At 34.1% G+C, this 18932-nt stretch carries 22 protein-coding genes; 10 read left to right on the forward strand and 12 right to left on the reverse strand.

Annotated elements, in window-relative coordinates:
• Positions 1-3: 3 nt before the first annotated feature.
• The 8 genes from P177_RS11510 to P177_RS11545 form a co-directional block, all read right to left on the reverse strand.
• A complete protein-coding gene (locus tag P177_RS11510) occupies positions 4-810 on the reverse strand; it encodes an enoyl-ACP reductase FabI (RefSeq protein ID WP_036154887.1) in 807 nt (268 codons plus the stop codon).
• Between the two features lie 161 nt (positions 811-971).
• Complete coding sequence (recN, locus tag P177_RS11515; protein ID WP_036154888.1) at positions 972-2639, reverse strand: DNA repair protein RecN; 1668 nt, start codon at positions 2637-2639, stop codon at positions 972-974.
• A 55-nt stretch (positions 2640-2694) separates the two neighbouring features.
• Positions 2695-3588, reverse strand: coding sequence for a type IX secretion system protein PorD (gene porD, locus P177_RS11520; RefSeq protein ID WP_036158279.1), 894 nt, complete (start codon positions 3586-3588; stop codon positions 2695-2697).
• Positions 3581-4786, reverse strand: a complete 1206-nt coding sequence (coaBC, locus tag P177_RS11525; protein ID WP_036154890.1) for a bifunctional phosphopantothenoylcysteine decarboxylase/phosphopantothenate--cysteine ligase CoaBC — start codon at positions 4784-4786, stop codon at positions 3581-3583. Before coaBC ends, porD begins: the two co-directional genes overlap by 8 nt.
• Positions 4787-4791: 5 nt before the next feature.
• The gene (locus P177_RS11530) at positions 4792-5118 is read right to left on the reverse strand and encodes a DNA-directed RNA polymerase subunit omega (RefSeq protein ID WP_036158283.1); all 327 of its coding nucleotides are present in this window, start codon (positions 5116-5118) and stop codon (positions 4792-4794) included.
• Between the two features lie 17 nt (positions 5119-5135).
• Complete coding sequence (locus P177_RS11535) at positions 5136-5963, reverse strand: outer membrane protein assembly factor BamD (protein WP_245233032.1); 828 nt, start codon at positions 5961-5963, stop codon at positions 5136-5138.
• Between the two features lie 119 nt (positions 5964-6082).
• A complete protein-coding gene (dapA, locus tag P177_RS11540; protein ID WP_036154893.1) occupies positions 6083-6973 on the reverse strand; it encodes a 4-hydroxy-tetrahydrodipicolinate synthase in 891 nt (296 codons plus the stop codon).
• A 2-nt stretch (positions 6974-6975) separates the two neighbouring features.
• The gene (locus P177_RS11545; RefSeq protein WP_036154895.1) at positions 6976-7509 is read right to left on the reverse strand and encodes a DUF6913 domain-containing protein; all 534 of its coding nucleotides are present in this window, start codon (positions 7507-7509) and stop codon (positions 6976-6978) included.
• Positions 7510-7554: 45 nt separating this feature from the next.
• Here P177_RS11545 and P177_RS11550 point away from each other — a divergent pair, with 45 nt between their 5' ends.
• The 9 genes from P177_RS11550 to P177_RS11585 all read left to right on the forward strand — a co-directional run bounded on the left by P177_RS11550 (position 7555) and on the right by P177_RS11585 (position 14696).
• A complete protein-coding gene (locus P177_RS11550; RefSeq protein WP_036154897.1) occupies positions 7555-8340 on the forward strand; it encodes a 5'-nucleotidase C-terminal domain-containing protein in 786 nt (261 codons plus the stop codon).
• Between the two features lies 1 nt (position 8341).
• The gene (locus tag P177_RS11555; protein WP_036154899.1) at positions 8342-9247 is read left to right on the forward strand and encodes a bifunctional metallophosphatase/5'-nucleotidase; all 906 of its coding nucleotides are present in this window, start codon (positions 8342-8344) and stop codon (positions 9245-9247) included.
• Positions 9248-9260: 13 nt separating this feature from the next.
• The gene (locus P177_RS11560; protein WP_036154901.1) at positions 9261-9710 is read left to right on the forward strand and encodes a GNAT family N-acetyltransferase; all 450 of its coding nucleotides are present in this window, start codon (positions 9261-9263) and stop codon (positions 9708-9710) included.
• A 137-nt stretch (positions 9711-9847) separates the two neighbouring features.
• Positions 9848-10846 carry a leucine-rich repeat domain-containing protein gene (locus P177_RS11565; protein ID WP_036154903.1) on the forward strand — a complete coding sequence of 333 codons (999 nt, stop codon included), beginning with the start codon at positions 9848-9850 and terminating at the stop codon, positions 10844-10846.
• Between the two features lie 154 nt (positions 10847-11000).
• Complete coding sequence (locus P177_RS20215; protein WP_167333111.1) at positions 11001-11321, forward strand: hypothetical protein; 321 nt, start codon at positions 11001-11003, stop codon at positions 11319-11321.
• Positions 11322-11505: 184 nt separating this feature from the next.
• Positions 11506-11646 (forward strand): hypothetical protein, encoded by a 141-nt coding sequence (locus tag P177_RS20095; protein WP_157486546.1) that lies wholly within the window; start codon positions 11506-11508, stop codon positions 11644-11646.
• A 102-nt stretch (positions 11647-11748) separates the two neighbouring features.
• Positions 11749-12999, forward strand: coding sequence for a hypothetical protein (locus P177_RS11575; RefSeq protein WP_036154907.1), 1251 nt, complete (start codon positions 11749-11751; stop codon positions 12997-12999).
• A 113-nt stretch (positions 13000-13112) separates the two neighbouring features.
• Positions 13113-13955, forward strand: a complete 843-nt coding sequence (blaOXA, locus tag P177_RS11580) for a class D beta-lactamase (RefSeq protein WP_084684679.1) — start codon at positions 13113-13115, stop codon at positions 13953-13955.
• A gap of 126 nt (positions 13956-14081) precedes the next feature.
• Entirely contained in the window at positions 14082-14696 is a 615-nt protein-coding gene (locus P177_RS11585; RefSeq protein WP_036154909.1) for a fumarylacetoacetate hydrolase family protein, read from the forward strand.
• Between the two features lie 72 nt (positions 14697-14768).
• Here the strand turns inward: P177_RS11585 and P177_RS11590 are convergent, their stop codons facing one another.
• Positions 14769-15530: a helix-turn-helix domain-containing protein gene (locus P177_RS11590; RefSeq protein WP_036154911.1), complete on the reverse strand. Its 762-nt coding sequence runs from the start codon at positions 15528-15530 to the stop codon at positions 14769-14771.
• 51 nt (positions 15531-15581) lie between these two features.
• Positions 15582-16724: an MFS transporter gene (locus tag P177_RS11595; protein WP_036154913.1), complete on the reverse strand. Its 1143-nt coding sequence runs from the start codon at positions 16722-16724 to the stop codon at positions 15582-15584.
• A gap of 234 nt (positions 16725-16958) precedes the next feature.
• On the opposite strand from P177_RS11595, the gene P177_RS11600 reads away from it, so the two are divergent.
• Positions 16959-17384: a hypothetical protein gene (locus tag P177_RS11600; RefSeq protein WP_036154916.1), complete on the forward strand. Its 426-nt coding sequence runs from the start codon at positions 16959-16961 to the stop codon at positions 17382-17384.
• A gap of 9 nt (positions 17385-17393) precedes the next feature.
• Here the strand turns inward: P177_RS11600 and P177_RS11605 are convergent, their stop codons facing one another.
• Together P177_RS11605 and P177_RS11610 are read right to left on the reverse strand one after the other, a co-directional pair.
• Positions 17394-17693: a hypothetical protein gene (locus P177_RS11605; RefSeq protein ID WP_036154918.1), complete on the reverse strand. Its 300-nt coding sequence runs from the start codon at positions 17691-17693 to the stop codon at positions 17394-17396.
• Positions 17690-18928, reverse strand: coding sequence for a cation:proton antiporter (locus P177_RS11610; protein WP_036154920.1), 1239 nt, complete (start codon positions 18926-18928; stop codon positions 17690-17692). The genes P177_RS11605 and P177_RS11610 overlap by 4 nt, the downstream gene beginning before the upstream one ends.
• Positions 18929-18932 lie beyond the last annotated feature (4 nt).

Raw genomic sequence — 18932 nt, forward strand, 5'->3', positions numbered from 1 at the left:
TGATTAAAACTTCTCTATAACTTCTTGACTAACTCCTGTATTAGAGAAACCACCGTCATGAAACAAGTTCTGCATGGTTACCTTTCTGGTAAGATCAGAGAATAAGGTAATAGTATAATCAGCACAGTCTTGAGCTGAAGCATTACCTAACGGAGACATTTTTTCCGCATAACTGATAAAGCCGTCAAAACCTTTTACTCCTTGTCCTGCAGTTGTTGCAGTAGGTGATTGAGAAATAGTGTTTACACGTACGTTTTTCTCTTTACCAAAGAAATAACCAAAGCTACGGGCAACAGATTCTAAATACGCTTTGTTATCTGCCATATCGTTATAATCCGGAAATGTTCTTTGCGCGGCCATGTAAGTCAAAGCCACAACACTACCCCACTCGTTCATAGCATCCGCTTTATAAAGTGATTGCAATACTTTATGAAAAGAAAGCGCAGAAACATCCCATCCTTTAGCCGTAAAATCATATTTTTCATCTGTGTAAGCACGACCTTTACGTACGTTAACGGACATACCGATTGAATGTAATACGAAATCTATTTTTCCTCCTAAAATTTCAACTGCCTTTGCTACTAAATTATCCAAGTCTTCAACACTTGTAGCATCTGCAGGTATAATTTCTGATCCTGTTTCTTTTGCCAATTGGTCTATCTGACCCATTCTCATAGCAATTGGGGCGTTTGTCAAAACAAAAGTACCGCCTTCTGCGTGTACCGTTTGCGCTGTTTTCCACGCAATAGAACTTTCGTCTAATGCTCCAAAAATAATTCCCCTTTTACCTTTTAATAAGTTATATCCCATGATGGTTGATTCTATAGTTAGATTTAAAATTCAAAGATATCCAAAATATGTTAATAGAGAATTGAAGTACTACTTAAAAACCCTAAAACAACAGTCTTAATGTAGTAGCATAAAATCTCAATTGGCACAAGACCAATCACATTTTTAAAAAATGTAATGTTTTATATACTTGAAGATGCACTTAAAAGTTCTTTTGCATGTGCCAATGCAGAATCAGAAAGATCTTTACCGCTTAACATATGAGCCAACTCTACCACTCTTTCATCATTGGTCAATTGCTTTAAATTGGTCATCGTACGTTCTTTACCTTCGGTTTTAAAGACTTTGAAATGGTTGTTTCCTTTTGATGCTACTTGCGGTAAATGCGTAATCGAAAATACTTGCAGATCCGCACTCATATCTTTCATTATATCTGCCATGCGGTCAGATATTTCCCCTGACACACCAGTATCTATTTCATCGAACATAATAGTCGGTAACTTTTCATACTTGGCAAGTATGGATTTGATCACCAACATTATTCTAGACAATTCCCCACCAGATGCTACTTTCTTTAATTCGCCATAACTACCACCTCTATTGGCGGTAAATAAAAATGAAAGCTCATCTTTACCGGTAACTGCAAACGCCTCCGCGGCGCTTAATTTTATTTCGAACGATGCACTTGGCATACCTAATAGCCCCAAATCGGACTCCAATTTTTTCTTAAGTTGTGGAATTACCAAGTTTCTTTTTTCTCGTAACAAAATAGCCTTTGATTCCAAGACAGCTTCCATCTCTTCTATTTCCTTTGTTCTAGCTGCAATTTTATCATCTAAATTGGCAGTTTCAAAAACTTTATCAGCAAGGTCGTTCTTAATGCTAATCAACTCAGCTATATCGCTGACATTATGCTTTTTCTGTAAATTATACAGCAGCTGTAATTTATTATTCACCTGTTCTAACTGATCAGGGTTCGCCTCTACCCCTTCTTGAAGACGCTGCAATTCTGAACTCACATCATCTAGTTCTATCATTACAGATTTTACACGCTCAAACAAATCTTTGTAGCTAGACCCAAAATCTATCAGTTTTGAAAGTGATTGGCGCATTTCTGTTACTAAAGGTAAAACCCCTATTTGCTCATCATTGAACAATTGGTCTCCTTTAGATAACTGCTCCATAATCAACTCCACATTGTTCAGCTGTTCATATTCTTCTTCCAGCTCTTCAATTACTCCTGCTTTTAACGGTGCTTTTTCTAATTCTTCCAACAAAAACGTATTGTAATCTTGTTCTTTGTTCGCTGTGCTTTGAATTTCAATAAGTTTCTCTAATTCCTTCTGCGCTTTACGATAAGTTTTTAAATCTTTTCTATATGCCGTTAATCTTTTTTGATTGTTTGCCAGCGCATCTACTAATTTTAACTGAAAGTCATTTTCAGTAAGTTGCATAGTCTGATGCTGAGAATGAATATCTATTAGGTTTTCACCCAATGTAGATAAGACCCCTAACGTAACCGGCGTATCGTTTACAAATGCTCTAGACTTACCACTTGGTAAAATCTCTCGCCTAATGACTGTACTATCATCATAGTCCAAATCATTTTCTTCAAAAAAACTCTGGAGTCCGTACGTGTCTATCTTAAAAGTACCCTCAATAATACATTTCTGATCTTTAACCCGTAAAGAACTTAAATCTGCACGTTTACCTAACACTAAAGATAGTCCGCCAAGTAAAATAGATTTACCGGCGCCAGTTTCACCGGTAATAACCGTGAAACCTTTATTGAAGTCTACTTCTAGACGATCAATTAATGCGTAATTAGAAATGGAAAGGGTTGAAAGCACACGTTAGAATTTTAGATTCACAAAGGTAATCTATAATTCCGTTTTGTAAAATGGTTCAATATTTAATATCGTTCCAAGTTGTAGCGTATAAAGGAGCTATTTTATTAAGGGTTTCTTTCAGCTTTACGATATCAACTTTTGGTCCGTCAGAGAAAATATTCTTTATCTCTTCTGATTTTGCATCAAAAAAAGTTGAAATCAAAAAGGCATTGGGCCTTCTATTGATCATGGTCTGAAAAAGATTCATTGTACCTGCGATTACTTGCTTACCCGTGCTGTTGTTATCAGGCAATATATCTAGCCCTTTTCTGTGGTAGTTATACATAGCAATACGGTACTCTCTATAGGTATTCGATAAAAGATTATCAATTAATTCAAATCTACTTCTGTTAGAATCGGCTGACTGGCTCCATCCCGCAGAGTTACTACCTTGTGCCTGTGTAACAATATTCTGTGCTTTTCTATAAAACTCAGTTCCGCCTTCTAAAGAAAACGTATCGGCATCTAATCCTAATATTACATACACGTAATACGCCATGACACTAACCAAATTAGACTCGAACTGATTCTCATTGAAAATCATCGGCTGAAATTCTATGTATTGAAAATTGAACGCATTGTCCTTGTAATTAAAAACTGGTGTAGAATACGAAGTATTATAAACAGGTCTTGAAGACTGAATTTGAATATTACCACTAAAGCTATTGGATTCGTAAGAGGTGATAGTAATGAACATTTGCGCATTTACCCTTTCATTCTCTTTATACACTCTATTTGTCCATTTGGTCTTATTGACAAAATCATTCAGCGAACGCTCTAAAGTTTTAAAAACCTGCTGGTCTCCTTGAGTAAGCTGATCAGAATTGACCGTAACCGCACAAGTTAATTCTTGAGCATTTACAACTAATCCTATAAAGGTGAAAAGTAATAGAAATACTGCCTTACGCATATCGTCTTTTAATAATTTCATTGAAGATATCCACGGCAACTTCTGCCTTGGTCTTTAGTTCAAACGCAGTAATGTTAGAATTGGTATCTATAAATGAAATTTTATTGGTAACGCCGCCAAAACCAGCACCTTTATCTCGCATAGAATTCAACACGATGGCATCTAGGTTTTTACGCTTTAGTTTACCTTTTGCATTTTCAATTTCGTTTTCGGTTTCTAGGGCGAAACCAACCAAGAACTGATGCTTTTTATGATCACCGAAGGTTTTTAAGATATCTTTATTCTTTACCAATTCAATAGTAAAATTTTCTTCGGATTTTTTAATTTTCTGTTCTGCAATGGATTTAGGTCTATAATCTGCAACCGCTGCTGCACAAATAACAATATCAGATGTTTTATAATGCATTTGAGCACTATGATACATATCATCAGCGGATACCACATTGACTACGTGAATAAGATCATGAGTAACAGATAAGTTTGTTGGTCCGGTAACCAAATACACTTCGGCACCAAGGTTTGCAGCCGTTTTAGCAAGCTCAAATCCCATTAACCCAGAAGAATGATTTCCTATAAAACGTACAGGATCAATAGCTTCGTAGGTTGGACCTGCAGTAATCAACACTTTTTTTCCTGACAATGGCAATCCTTCCGATAGTCGCTTCTTTATAAAGCTTATGATATCTTCAGGCTCAGCCATTCTACCTTCTCCATGTAAACCACTGGCAAGTTCACCACTTGCTGCAGGTATGATCATGTTACTAAATGAAGCAAGGGCATCTAAAGAACTTTTTGTGCTTGGATGCTTATACATATCCAAATCCATAGCCGGAGCAACGAAAACCGGACATTTAGCCGATAAATAGGTAGCCATTAAAATATTGTCGCAATTACCTGTTGCCATTTTAGACATGGTATTTGCCGTAGCTGGCGCAATCAACATCAAGTCTGCCCAAAGTCCCATTTCTACGTGATGATTCCAATCTACCGTATTCTCTTCTGTCTTAACAAAATCAAGGACTACGGGATTTTTAGCCAAAGTAGCTAGGGTAAGCGGGGTAACAAAGGAGCTGGCGCTATCGGTAAGTATGACCTTAACGTTAGCGCCAGCTTTTATAAATAAACGAACTAAGAATGTTGTTTTATAAGCAGCAATTCCTCCGGTAATTCCTAAAAGAACATTTTTGCCGTTCAACATATTTCTTAAGCGTCTTTTTCTGTGTTTCTATGGTAGATTTTATCCATCAACCACTCTTCTACCGCCATTGCGTGTGGCTTAGGTAATTTTTCGTAAAACTTAGAAACTTCGATTTGCTCTTTGTTTTCAAAAACTTCTTCTAAACTGTCACTATAAGTAGCAAACTCTTCCAATTTCTCTAAAAGCTCTTTTTTAATTTCAGAATTGATCTGAACAGCACGTTTTGCAGCAATTGAAATAGCCTCGTAGATATTTTCAGTTGGCTCATCAAACTCATTACGGTTAATAGTTACCGTAGATACCGATGCTTTAGAGTTTTTTAAATCGTTCATATTCATAATTAAATTATTTATTTTGATTCAACGGTCTGCGCTTGCATGCGTTGTAATTCTTTATCAATTTTTTCAATTAAATCTGTAGCTTCCTTATCGAATTTAGATTCAGGAAACTGCTTTTTCATTGCAGCATGTGCCGCCTTTGCATTTTTTAAACGCTCTTCCTTTAACTGCTCAAAGCTATTTACAGCCATATGTGTTAACGCTTCAACCTTTACAAACATTGCCTCTTCCCTAAACGGAGAACCAGGATTATCTGACACAAAGTTATCACTAGCCGCTACTGCAGATTTAAGCATATCATAATTGAACTCGCCCAATTTGTTATACTGCTTTAATATCTCAAACGCTTTTTCCTCTTTTTTTGTTGTAAGCTCTTGCGCCATGGCATTTGCTTCTGCATAATACTCAGATTCAGAATATGCATTAATGAAATTCTGCAATTTCAATAAAGCCTTATCCGTATCGGTCTGATCTAAAGAATAATCTGGAGATAACTCATAGAAACTTTTAGCCCCTAAAAAACTAGCTTCTACCATTTTGTCACTTTTAGGATATGATTTTACAAAACGCTCAAACTGGTAGCCTGCCATGTTGTAATCTCCACGCATAAAATAACTGTTAGACAAAAAGAACATAACACGCTCACCTTGAGGCTTACCTACATACTTGGGCGCAATTTGCTCAAGTAATCTGTTAGCCCTTCTAAAGTCACCTTCTTCGTAGAAAGTTTCGGCCATGTCGTATTTCGCTTTTACATCATCGTTCTTAAGCACTTTTTGGTACTCGCTACAAGATTGTAAAGCAATGGCAATCAATAGTAATGGAAAAACTCTCCTCATTTTAAAAAACATTTTGCAAAATTAGTGATTATCAATGGATTTAAAAAACATTTTAAACCAATAAAAGTACAGGCTTTACAGCACAAGAATGTCCTACTAAGTGAAGATTTAACGAATATTTATGCTGGTATGCGTATCATAGATTCCATAAATGAAACAATTCTATGCTTTAAAGCATCACTAGCCGTAATTAATGGTAACCGCACAAAGGGTTTTGCCAAGCCTAAATATTCAAAAATAACTTTGATACCTGCTGGGTTTCCTTCTTCGAAAATCAACTTCATACCATCTTGCATTTTGTAGTGGTAGCTATAGGCTACTTCAGTATTACCATCTAATCCTTCATGAACCATTTTTGAAAATTCTTCTGGTAAACCTTGACCAATAACTGAAATTACCCCGTCACCACCGGCAACTATTGTTGGTAAGGACGTAATATCATCTCCAGAAAGTACTAAGAAACCTTCTGGTCTTTTTGATATGAGTTCTTGAACTTGGGTCATATCTCCGCAAGCTTCTTTAACCGCAACGATTTTGTCAAATTTCTTTGCCAAACGTACTACTGTCTCTGGTAACATATTACTACCTGTACGACCTGGTACATTATATAGAATAATAGGCAAAGGCGAAGCTTGCGAAAGTGCTGCGAAATGTTGATAAATACCTTCTTGCGTAGGTCTGTTGTAATACGGAGAAACAGATAAAATGGCATCATACGCAGATAAATCTGCAGATTTTAGCTCTTCTACCAATGCCATGGTATTATTACCCCCTATACCTATAACCAAAGGCAAAGCACCTTGATTTGCTTCTTCTACGGTACGCATGACCAATTGCTTTTCTTCTTTTGATAAGGTTACCGATTCTGCCGTAGTTCCTAAAACCACCAAGTAATCTATGTTGCCTTCAATATTAAAAGCTACAACTTTTCTAAGAGCCTCTACATCTACTGATCCATCTTCTTTAAAAGGCGTTATTAACGCTACTCCTGCTCCCCTTAAATCTTTCATAATTAAATCTCTTTAAAAATGCCCAAGTACTTTTTCAATTCTTTTTTAAATATCTGAAAGTCCTTTAATGGCGTATCTAACATTAAATCATTGTAAGTAGGTCCCACTTCTTTGAACCCTACTTTTAAACGAGCCTTCGCCTTCACCGACATTAAATTCAACAACAGGCTATCCTCATTATAATAATTCACTAATAGGTCATATTCCCGTCCTAAAAACTCAAGGGCATAGCTGTTTTCAATTTCACCGTTCCACCCTAAGTCTTTATCTGAAAAAACAGGAGTGGCATATGGCGAGTTTTTATCATAAAAACGCTTATATCCAATTATTTTAACGGCATTGGGATGCAATGACAACTCTTCTTGAAATTGAAAAAACACTTCAGATTTCTCAAATTTATCTAAATCCACAATACAACCTACAGAACGTATTCCTTTACCCTCACGCGTTACAGCAACTGGTGTTGCCAACAGTTGTTTTAATATTTTACGGCCCGATTTCCGTTTAAACTTGTCCTTAATTCCTTTTAAAAACATGTATTTTTACATTTAGACAAATGTAAATAATATCCCTGCAACTATATGGCGAAGTTAAAACACTTTGGTATTTTAAATATAAAACATTATGTTATATTTATAACATTGTTGAATTTAGTATCCTGTAAAAACAATCCTGATAAACTCACTGAACTGACTGGCAAGCAGATAGCAATTGATACCACTTATACTTCTGTTGACAGTATTCAAAAATTTATTCAGCCTTATCATGATCGCGTCGAAAGTATTTTAGATAGTACATTGGCATATGCACCTTATGTTATTTCAAAAACAGATGGTAAATTCAATACCACAGCCGGTAATTTAATGGCAGATATTGTACTGAGTGAGACCAATCCTATTTTTAAAAAGCGCACCGGAAATAGTATTGATCTGGTACTTTTAAACCATGGCGGTATTAGATCGATTATCTCTAAAGGAAATGTTACCTCTAGAACTGCTTATGAGGTAATGCCGTTTGAAAACTCGGTGGTTGTCGTAGCACTTAAAGGTACATCTTTATTAAAAATGATAGATTACCTTATTAAGTCCAAAAGAGCGCACCCTGTTGCAGGTATGCAGCTTATTCTCAACAAAGACAATTCGGTCAAATCTTTTACAATAGACGGAAAACCTTTAGATAAAGACAAAACTTATAATGTAGCCACATCAGACTACTTAGTTACCGGCGGTGATAATATGAGCTTTTTTAAAGAAGCACTTTCTAAAACGGAAACCGATTATAAAATACGTAATGCCATGATAGATTTCTTTTCTAAAGCGGATACCCTTGCCCCAAAAGTAGATTTAAGATATTATCAATTACAGTAAAATGGAAAGAAGAAAATTTATACGAAACACTGCCGCATCCACTAGCCTATTAACCCTTGGTGGTTTGGGACTAAATTCTTGTATCGAATCTAAAAAGAAACACATTACCATTTTACACACCAATGATGTACACAGTCATGTAGATGCTTTCCCCAACGACCATGCAGATTTCCCTGGGTTGGGAGGCTTGGCTCGCAGAGCGGGTTTAGTAGACAGTATAAGAAAAGAGAATCCGAATACGTTTCTTTTTGATGCGGGCGATATTTTTCAAGGTACCCCCTACTTCAATTTTTATGGTGGTGAACTAGAATTTAAATTAATGAGCATGCTTAATTATGATGCCACTACAATTGGAAATCATGATTTTGATAATGGTATTGACGGACTTTTAGCCCAAATGCCCTACGCTAAGTTTAATTTTATTAGTGCCAATTACGACTTTTCTAATACCGTTTTAGACGGATTAACAGAGCCCTACAAGATTTATGAAAAAGACGGAATTAAAGTTGGTGTCTACGGATTAGGGATTAAACTAGACGGTTTGGTTACAAAACAACTCTTTAAAGAGACTAAATTTCTTGACCCATATGAATTGGCTACCGATATGGAAACCAAGCTTAAAGAAGAGGAAAAATGCGATTTGGTTATTTGCCTTTCTCATTTAGGTTACGAATATAATTCTCAAAAGCCAGATGATTTAAAACTTGCCAAAAGAACTAAATACACCGATTTAATTATTGGTGGACATACGCATACCTTTCTAGATAAACCGACTATTGTTACGAACGCCGCAGAACGAGATGTATTGGTAAATCAAGTAGGATGTTTTGGGGTAAATTTGGGTAGAATTGATTTCTATTTTGATAATAGCACTGTTAACGCAAACGGATATACAATTAAAGTCTAAAAAGAGACCTCTTATGCTTTACTATAAACGTTGCGCTAGCGATAACGAAAACTTTAAAGAATTAGTTGCCTTACTTGATGCTGATCTGGCATTACGAGATGGAGACGAGAATACTTTCTATGCACAGTTTAATGGTATTGATACGTTGAAAAATTGTGTAGTTTTTTATTCTGATGAAACCCTTGTTGCATGTGGTGCATTCCAGGAATTCAATAAGGATTCCGTTGAAATTAAACGCATGTATGTACAACCAAGTTTTCGGGGTAAAGGTATTGCCTCAAAAACACTCGTTGTTTTGGAAAAATGGGCAAAAGAATTAAACTATTCATACGCTGTATTAGAAACCGGATTACGCCAGCCGGAAGCCCTAGCACTTTATAAAAAGAATAATTACACAATTATCGATAATTACCCTCCGTACGAGCACATGGCAAATAGTGTTTGTTTTAGGAAGGTGTTGTAACTAATTATTAATTAATATAAACGGTCTTTAAATACTCAGTTCATCTTATCATTTTTCAGATAATCTTAATTAGTATCAATGCAACTATTCTAATATTAAAACGTTCGAGATATTAAATAGACCATAGATTACTACCGATGAAACATCATTTTGGAGATTTCTTAGATAGAACAGACGACTATTGGACAACAATACCCAATAGAGAACGATTTGCTTTTATAGCAAATTTCGAAATTGGTAATAAAGAAGAAGTTAAAATTTTAACTATTGGTAAAGGTCAAAAAAAGGAACATTGGTTACAAATATTTGATTGCCCGAACCTTGAGGAACTAACCCTAAACAACCCCAGCAAAGAACAAGTTCATGCCATTAGAAAACTGACACATCTTAAAAGATTAAGAGTTACTTTTTTTAGAGCAAAAGACATTGACTTTATTGGCGAATTGTACAATTTAGAAGAATTAGTTCTTGAATATGTTTCTGGGTTCACAGACCTTTCGCCACTAACGAAATTGACAAAACTAAAATCTTTACATTTCGAAAATCTTAGAAAAGTTAAAAATTTCGATGGGTTATCAGGAATTAATAGTTTAAAATATTTATATATAAACGGAACGCTAGATTGGAAACAACCTATTGAGAATTTTGAATTTTTAAAAGGACTACAAAACCTTGAAGTACTAGCCTTAATTTGGGTCATAAATAAAACCCCTTACCCTGCTTTTAAACCCATTACAGAGCTACAGAAACTAAAAAAAATAAATGTAATCAGTAATATGTTCCCTACTGAAGAATTTGCTTATTTAGAAACCGTTCTTCCAAATGTAGAAGGTGCAGTTTGGGAACCTTTTAAAAAAGTAGTGCATGGGTACTGCAATGTGCTTTATCTTCCCAAAAAAGATTCCCGCTCAAAATTATCTGAAGAAATTCTAAAAAAAGAACATCCTGAGGTTTCTATAAACCATGAAGGTAGAAGAATTATCAAAGACCCTAACCCTGGTTATTTTGAGTTTTTAGGTAAGGGTGCAGGTAAAGTAAAATGCAATAACCCTAAAGCTGATGAGAAATGTTTAGAATTTAAGAACAAATACGAAGACATGAAATTGAAAGCTCAAAAAATTACTAAAGGCTTTTAAAACACCTTAAACAAAAAAAATCTATTTTAAATTGAATAAAATACCAAAAAAAATAAAAGTTATAATTTTCGGTTTTTGCGCACTTATTTTCTTAGTTTTAAATTTTGGATTCGGGTCGAAACTTCAACTTCTACTAACTGAAAACCTGGTAAAATTGACCGACTATTATTTTGGAATTTCAACAAATTCACTTGATTATATTGCCATAGCAACTATTCCATTCTTTGGAATGCTATATAATTCAACCAGAAAAGAATTTAGGTTAAAAGAATTATTCATTGATACCTTAACCGTACTTCTTTTTGTTTTATTATTTATCGGAATTGGTCTCTTCATCATGATTTTTTCTGCTAAGCATACCAACCCTTTAATTCCTGAATATATACTTGCCGAACCATTTGAGCTATACTCTACTTTATTAATTTACATAGGTATCTTAATGCCCTATTTGATTATCAAGCTTGTCAAAAATTGAAATCAGTCATTATTCTTAAGATAAATACTCAAAAAAAGTACCTCTTAAAAGTAAGCTTCATAATTTTACCTATCCAAAAAAAACATATTCGCATTTCTTAACTAATACTGCAATTTTAAAACTTAATTGTCTGATTTTAAGATGATTAATTTTTATTTTAGATACTCATTCTAAACTCAATATTATGCAAGTTGACATTCCACAAGAAAAGTATTCTATCAAAAACAACATTAAGTTGAATGCTTTAGAAAAGCACAATGAATTGAAAAACGGCAAGGAAATGTTTTTTGAAAAGAAAACTCAGGTTATAGGTACCCTTTATTAATTTCAATTATTGACAATACTTTAGCTAACATCAAAAAGTAATTTTCTGAATGGGTTGCTGTAACAATTTTTAAAATTGGTTATCTCTTATGAAAACCAAACCATGAAAAGAATTTTTACAGCAATCTTTATACTTTTATCTGTATACAACTACGCTCAAACAAAAACAGATTATCTAAAAACTAATCGTATTGACATAACAAAGGGTGAGTTCAAATTTCCTCAACAAAATTTTAACATCATTGGTTTTGGAGCCTACCATGGAAGTATAAAAACCGAGGCCGCTGAGCATACCTTACTTACTTCACTAACCAAAGAAGGCACTATTAAATATTACTTACCTGAAACCGATTTTAGCTTAGGTCACTTCTTTAACGCGTACTTACAGACCGGTGACACTATATTATTAAAAGATTTAGTAAGTAACTATGGTATGCGAGTACCGCAGGATCGCAGTATTGAAACGTTCCAAAAATGGAAAGACCTTAAAATCTTAAATGATAAATTACCAGAAAAAGACAAACTGACCGTTGTAGGCATTGACCAATTGGTGACCTATAAATACACTTCTAAACACATTTTAAAGTTGCTAAAGACTGACAGTTTTATACACCCAGTGATTCAAGAATTAAATCAGATGGTCGCTTTAGACACTACAGATTATTCACCTTACTATAATAGTTATTCTAAAAAGGTCATGAGAGATTTCGTAGCATATTATGAGGCAAATAAGTTAGCGTTTACAGAATTTATAGATGATAGCTTCGCTTTTAAGCATATTATACAAGACTTAAAGTATTCCTTCAATCCTAAAATAAACCGAGAAGAAGTGATTTTTAATAATTATATGCATCTAGACTCTTTATATAATTTCAAGGAAAATGTACATTTTGCAAGGTTCGGATTCTTTCATTTAGAAAAACAGCGAGAAGGGAGTAATCCATCATTTTTTACACGTCTTATAGAAAACAATGTGTACAAGAAAGAAAACATTGTTTCCGTTATTGGCTATTTGACAAATAGTCGTGTACTGTGGGACCATGTGTATGATGAAAAAGGTAACTATAAATCTTTTACCACCGAAGGTGGCTATGGTATTGGTGATTATGAGAAAGAGTATTTTTTAGGTATTGAACACCTAAAAAAATCTAAAATTTCTGATATGACATTATTCAAATTGAATTCCGCCAATTCTCCTTATATCGATGGAATACCAGATTTAATTGAAGTTGTTATGCAAGATGATACATCTAACGGCGAAGCGGTGAAAGGAAAATCTACGACGGATTTTATAGATTATGCCATTTTAATATCAGACTCAAAAGCGAGTACCCCTATTGAAGAAATGAATTAAACTACCTAAAATTAGCTACATTAACACTATCCTAAATTACCTAGTTAATTGTATTAATGGATACTTCAAGCTTATATTTATGACTCCGTCGTTAAATACAATCCAATTATTAAATGAAAATATGTAAACTGCTATTTTTAATCGTTTGTATCGTTTCTTGTAAAGACCAAAAGAGGACTGAAATTTTGAGTGAATCAAAATCGAATAGCACTAAAATAAACAAGTCTGAATTTCAAACTATCATTGAATCTAATAATATCAAAGGATCTATTTTAATTTACGATTTAAATAATAACACCTATTATTCCAATAACTTTAAGTGGGCTACACATGGTAACTTACCCGCATCCACTTTTAAAATTACAAATAGTATTATCGGCTTGGAAACGGGAGTTATTAAAAGTGACAGCACCATATTTAAATGGGATGGTGAAGAGAAATGGTCAAACTTTTGGGAGCAAGACTTAGTACTGCGAGATGCCTTTCAATTTTCATGTGTACCATGCTATCAAGAAGTTGCTGCAAAAATTGGGGCTCAACGTATGAACGAATATGTTGAAAATCTACAATACGGAAATCTAAAAATAAATGCTGATAATATCACGGATTTCTGGTTAAAGGGTGATTCTAGAATTAACCAAATGCAGCAAATAGATTTTCTAAAACGATATTTCAATGACCAGTTACCAATATCAAAGAGAACCAAGCATATTATGCAAGATGTCATGTTAATTGAGAATACAACTGATTACAAGCTCAGCGGTAAAACAGGATTATCTAATAGCAACAACCAATATAATGGCTGGTTCGTTGGCTTTATAGAAGTTAAGAACCATGTTTATTTCTTTGCTACTAATTTAGAAGCTATTAATAACAAAATAGAACTTAACGATTTTATACATACTAGAAAAGAGGTTACCCTTGCGGCATTAAAAGAGTTACGGGTCATTAAATGATCTGATTATATCAAATAGTCTTAAAACAAAAATATAGATTCTTGTGATTTCAATAAAAAGAGGTTACTACACATGATTTAATCATTAATTTCACTCCAAAAATAAATATACACCAACATCACAAGCATGAAAATTATAGGTATAGGCAAGAATTACGTAGTTGACAAATCTGAAATAGACGGATTAAAGAATGATACGCAACTCATATTTACAAAGCCAGATTCTTCTTTAGTCACTGATAGTAAAGATGTGGAATTTCCTGCTATTACCAATCAACTGATTTACGAAGTAGAATTGGTGGTTAAAATAGGAAAAACTGCTAAAAATGTAACCGTAGAAGAGGCAAATTCATATATTTCTGAAATAGGTATTGGTATTGATTATACCGCAAAAGATGTACTTACTGCTAGTAGAGAGAAAAAAGGACCTTGGGCTTTGGCAAAAGGTTTTGATGGCGCCTCACCTATTGCTGGTTTTAAGCCTATCTCCGATTTTCCAGAATTAGACAACATTAATTTTGACTTAGTAATTAACGGTGAAAAGAAACAGGTTGGTAATACTGGATATATCATTTATAACTTTGCTGAAATCATCAGCTTTGTTTCTACATTTATGACATTGAATCCTGGTGATATGATATTCACAGGAACCCCTGCTATAGGTGCAGGTGAAACATTTAAAGGAGATCACTTACAAGCTTCTATAGAAGGAGAGTTATTATTGGATTTCAAAATGATTTAATCTCCGTTTTAGGAAGTTTTAAAATCGGGGCCATATATTGGTTCCGATTTTTTTTTAGTAAACCAGTAGTAATTATGAGTGTTGCTGAGATTTAAATACCGTTGGACTTACACCTACATTTTTCTTAAAAAAACGGGAAAAGCTACTGATGGATTCAAATCCTAATTCAAACGCCAATTCCTTTGTAGTAATTTCACTTTTTATAAGCTTTCGTTTTGCCTCGGTAACTTGTCGCTGCTGAATAATCTGCTTAGCGGTCAAGTTCAATTTATCTTGTAAAATCTGGTTTAAGCGTTTTGTACTAATTCCCAATTCATTGGCATAATAATCTGAATTTGTTTCTTTTAAAAAATTAACTTCCATTAATTCCAAAAACTGAAATACTCTTTTCTGGTGAATATCTTGAGGTAATAACTCATCGTTCTGAAATCGAATTAAATGTAATAATAGCACCTTTAACAAAGTTTTCAGCATTATGTATGACACTGTAGCACTACAGTATTCATCTTTCAGTAATTCAATTATCTTACTTATTTGATTTACTTCTTTTGCATCTTGAATATGATACTGCGGAAACTTGTTGAATAACGACATTACATCTAAAGCATACTCTATATCATCTTCGTCAATTAAATCACGTTCAAAATTGATTAATACACCCTGAGTGCTAAAAAGAGTACTCTCTGAAAACACCTCGTTCAATGGTTTAAAATGAACAACCAAGGTTTCATCTGAATCATATTCAAAATATATACCCATGGAATTATCAGATAGCAATTCTGTATTCGATTCAAAATTTACAGTGATCTTTATTTTGGTCTTCCAGCTATTCAAATTCTTTTGCTTTCATAGTAGACTATAAAAGTATAAAGAATTCAAACAATACTAGTCTTTGCTTGCTTTTTGAAATTGATAATACATTACCAATGCAATTACCAATGCCAAAGCCGCAGTCACCCCATAGACCGCCATATAATTTTTAGAAATATATTCTATAAAGGTTGACAAGAATTGACCACCAAAGACCGCCATTGAAAACAACCCTAAATTTTTTCCCTGGTTTTGACTATTACTCACTTCTATGGTCATATGGTTTAGCAGTGGAATGGTAAACCCAAATCCTATTCCAATACAAATAGCTGTCAATATTAGGAAAGGCACACTTGTAGCCAAAGCGAGAACGATATAGCCTAACATAAAAAAAACAAACCCCAAAGTAACCGTCTTTCCATCTCCTAATAATTTAACCATTCTAGGCATTTGACTAGCCGTAACAATAGCAATAACAGAAATGAACGCCATAAGATATCCTGTTTCAGATTCGCTAAAACCAAAATTCGTTGGCAGATACAATGGTAGGGTTACAAAGCCTATAAAAAATAACATCATAGCCAGTAAGGACGAGGATACAATTATTCGTGTTTTAAGTTTTTCCCTTGTAGTAACCTCAGCAGAAGTTTCCTCTTCTCTAACGGATTCTTCAATTTTTGGTAAGGTTTTAAAAACCAACAAAAGACATACTAACGCTATGAGATAGATATAAAAGGGATATTGCCAGAACATTTCACCTAAAATCCCTCCTATTGCCAAAAAAACTACGCCACCTAACTCTATAGCCATTCCTTGCCAAGCAATCATTTTCATACGCGCTTCACCTTCATATTGTGCTGCTATGTATGCGGTGACCGAAACTTGAATTGCAACCGTTGCCGCACCTAGTAAAAAACGATCTAAAATTAAAAGGTATTGATTGTCTATAAAAGCGCCTATTAACCCCAAAACGGCATATGGAACTAGTCCAAGAGCGAGCAATTTAAGCGGACTCATCTTATTCAACAACCAACCTATTAAAGGAGCAAAAACCACAACACCTAATGACGGTAACGTAATTAACCAACTAGGCGAAAAACCCAAATCTTTATGTTGTATAATTCCTGATAATGATGGCGCAATTACGGTACCTACCATTATCGTTAAACTGCTCACTAACAGTAGTGTAAATATTCCGAAGTTTGATATTTTTTTCATACTGCAAAGTTCAAGTTAATTCACTTGAAGTACTTTGCCAATTCTCTAAAATGGTAGTCCAAAATGGAAATTTTCAACTACACCTACAACTACAACTACAACTACAACTACAACTACAACTACAACTACAACTGAATTTTAACATTAAAAAAGGTTAAACAGATAACTTTATGTACTATTTTTCCTATTTTAGAGTTGTTATTTCTTATTACAAACCTATTTAAACTCCCACCAATGAAAAAATCAATTAACCTGTTACTCTTAATTGTTATTGCTACTTTTCAATTTTCATGTTCTAGTGATGATGATAACGAGTCAAGCTTAAACCCAAAAAGTTTTACCTCTTGTGATTTAGGGGATTTTTCTACTACAAGCACTAAAGTTTGTTTCAATGGTACAGACTTTGCATTACCTAATGAAACAATTACATTCGCTACGGAGTTTAATGCTCGTGTAGCAACTATCACATGGACTATTGAATCTGGAAGTATAGAAATTATTAATATTGAAGAAAGTGCAACTGATTCTACTTTAAAATCTATTGCTACCATTAAATTTAATTCAGATTTTAATGGAGGTGCTGCTTTTAAAGTGAAAGCTAAAGACTCTAAAGGAAGCGCGGAGTTTACTCACATAGTATCATTGGAAGAAACAAATTAGTAACTCAATTTAATTTTGAATAATATATTCCACAATTACCTTAAGCTCTTCATCTAAGGTAATTGTTGGATATTCTTTATTCGCCAACCTGTACCAATATCCTGCATTAAAACGGTCGCCTTCTTTTCTATGCAAATAGGCATGTAACCAACTACCTAAAGTATTATGCATATCCTGTGCTATGTTATGAGAAGCTTCCCAATCTCCTTTAGCATCATACCAAGCCGCTTTTAATCCGTCTGACCATTCTTTTGGAACAGTGGACAGTTCTAAACTCTTTTCAAATTCAAGATAGTTCTTCGGTATCATTTTACAACTCTTTTAATAAGCTTTTCTACTGTTAAGCCTTGTCCAATAATAGAGAATACAACAACTATATATGTGATTACTAGAAATGCATCTCTATGCATTTCATCAGATAAGCCTAATGCCAATGCTATGGAAATACCTCCACGCAAACCGCCCCAGGTCATCACCAAATTAGTTTTCGGTATAAAATCTAGTTTCTTCTCAAAGAATTTAATAGGAATTAATAGCGACAAGTATCGACAAACCAATACTAACGGAATTGCTAACAACCCAGCAATTACATATTCTGTTTTAAAAGATAGTACAAGCATTTCCATCCCAATTAAAACAAACAGTAAAGTGTTCAATAAAATATCTAACAGCTCCCAAAATTTATCTACGTAAGTTTCTGTTGTTTCTGACATGGCTGAATTACGTACCGTGTCATTACCAACCACCAAACCTGCAGCAACCATTGCCAATGGAGCCGACAAATGGAATTTCTGCGCTATCAATGTACCTACCATTACCGTTGCCAAGGTGATGATTACTTCTATATCATAATCATCAATAGATTTCATAAGCTTCCATGTTCCCCAACCTAACGCTAGACCTAATGCTAAACCACCTATGACCTCAACTCCAAAAAGTTCTAAAATGTCTAACGGACTAACAGCAACCTCAGTTGTAGATGCAAGCTGAAAAATGGTTAAGAAAACAACCACTCCTACCCCATCATTAAACAATGATTCACCAACAATTTTAGTTTCCAATTGCTTTGGTGCTCCTGCCTTCTTCAAAATTCCCAATACTGCAATTGGATCTGTAGGTGAGATTAACGAACCGAACAATAGACAATAGATAAAAGAGATATCCATTCCTATCAATTGTAATAAATAATACATGCTTGTACCTACTAAAAAAGTAGACACCAACACACCTAAGGTAGAGAACACCAATATAGGCCAACGCTGTACTTTTAATTGTTCAAAATTTGTATGGAGCGCTCCTGCGAATAACAGGAAACTCAACATAATATCTAGTAATACAGCTTTAAAATCAATCTGTGTTATGATATATCGCTCTGCATTAATTAAAGTGTCATCAATATAACCTATTAAAAAAACTGCCAATGTAAACAGAATTGTAATCAGCATTAAGCCAATACTGTTAGGTAGTTTTAGAAAACGAGCATTTATATAGCCAAAAATTGCCGATAGAAATACTAGTACTGAAATTATTGTAAAAACGTCCATAGTT

The sequence above is a fragment of the Maribacter forsetii DSM 18668 genome (genome assembly GCF_000744105.1).
GTDB lineage: Bacteria > Bacteroidota > Bacteroidia > Flavobacteriales > Flavobacteriaceae > Maribacter > Maribacter forsetii.

Bases quoted from the DNA above. Each gene is read 5' to 3' on its own strand.
- P177_RS11535 (WP_245233032.1), bottom strand. From the start codon at position 5,963: ATGAGGAGAGTTTTTCCATTACTATTGATTGCCATTGCTTTACAATCT.
- P177_RS11560 (WP_036154901.1), top strand. From the start codon at position 9,261: ATGCTTTACTATAAACGTTGCGCTAGCGATAACGAAAACTTTAAAGAA.
- coaBC (WP_036154890.1), bottom strand. From the start codon at position 4,786: ATGTTGAACGGCAAAAATGTTCTTTTAGGAATTACCGGAGGAATTGCT.
- P177_RS11600 (WP_036154916.1), top strand. From the start codon at position 16,959: ATGAAAAAATCAATTAACCTGTTACTCTTAATTGTTATTGCTACTTTT.
- P177_RS11510 (WP_036154887.1), bottom strand. From the start codon at position 810: ATGGGATATAACTTATTAAAAGGTAAAAGGGGAATTATTTTTGGAGCA.
- P177_RS11565 (WP_036154903.1), top strand. From the start codon at position 9,848: ATGAAACATCATTTTGGAGATTTCTTAGATAGAACAGACGACTATTGG.
- porD (WP_036158279.1), bottom strand. From the start codon at position 3,588: ATGCGTAAGGCAGTATTTCTATTACTTTTCACCTTTATAGGATTAGTT.
- P177_RS11550 (WP_036154897.1), top strand. From the start codon at position 7,555: ATGGCGAAGTTAAAACACTTTGGTATTTTAAATATAAAACATTATGTT.
- P177_RS11595 (WP_036154913.1), bottom strand. From the start codon at position 16,724: ATGAAAAAAATATCAAACTTCGGAATATTTACACTACTGTTAGTGAGC.
- P177_RS11605 (WP_036154918.1), bottom strand. From the start codon at position 17,693: ATGATACCGAAGAACTATCTTGAATTTGAAAAGAGTTTAGAACTGTCC.
- P177_RS11585 (WP_036154909.1), top strand. From the start codon at position 14,082: ATGAAAATTATAGGTATAGGCAAGAATTACGTAGTTGACAAATCTGAA.
- P177_RS11545 (WP_036154895.1), bottom strand. From the start codon at position 7,509: ATGTTTTTAAAAGGAATTAAGGACAAGTTTAAACGGAAATCGGGCCGT.
- dapA (WP_036154893.1), bottom strand. From the start codon at position 6,973: ATGAAAGATTTAAGGGGAGCAGGAGTAGCGTTAATAACGCCTTTTAAA.
- P177_RS11610 (WP_036154920.1), bottom strand. From the start codon at position 18,928: ATGGACGTTTTTACAATAATTTCAGTACTAGTATTTCTATCGGCAATT.
- P177_RS11575 (WP_036154907.1), top strand. From the start codon at position 11,749: ATGAAAAGAATTTTTACAGCAATCTTTATACTTTTATCTGTATACAAC.
- P177_RS20095 (WP_157486546.1), top strand. From the start codon at position 11,506: ATGCAAGTTGACATTCCACAAGAAAAGTATTCTATCAAAAACAACATT.
- P177_RS11530 (WP_036158283.1), bottom strand. From the start codon at position 5,118: ATGAACGATTTAAAAAACTCTAAAGCATCGGTATCTACGGTAACTATT.
- blaOXA (WP_084684679.1), top strand. From the start codon at position 13,113: ATGAAAATATGTAAACTGCTATTTTTAATCGTTTGTATCGTTTCTTGT.
- P177_RS11555 (WP_036154899.1), top strand. From the start codon at position 8,342: ATGGAAAGAAGAAAATTTATACGAAACACTGCCGCATCCACTAGCCTA.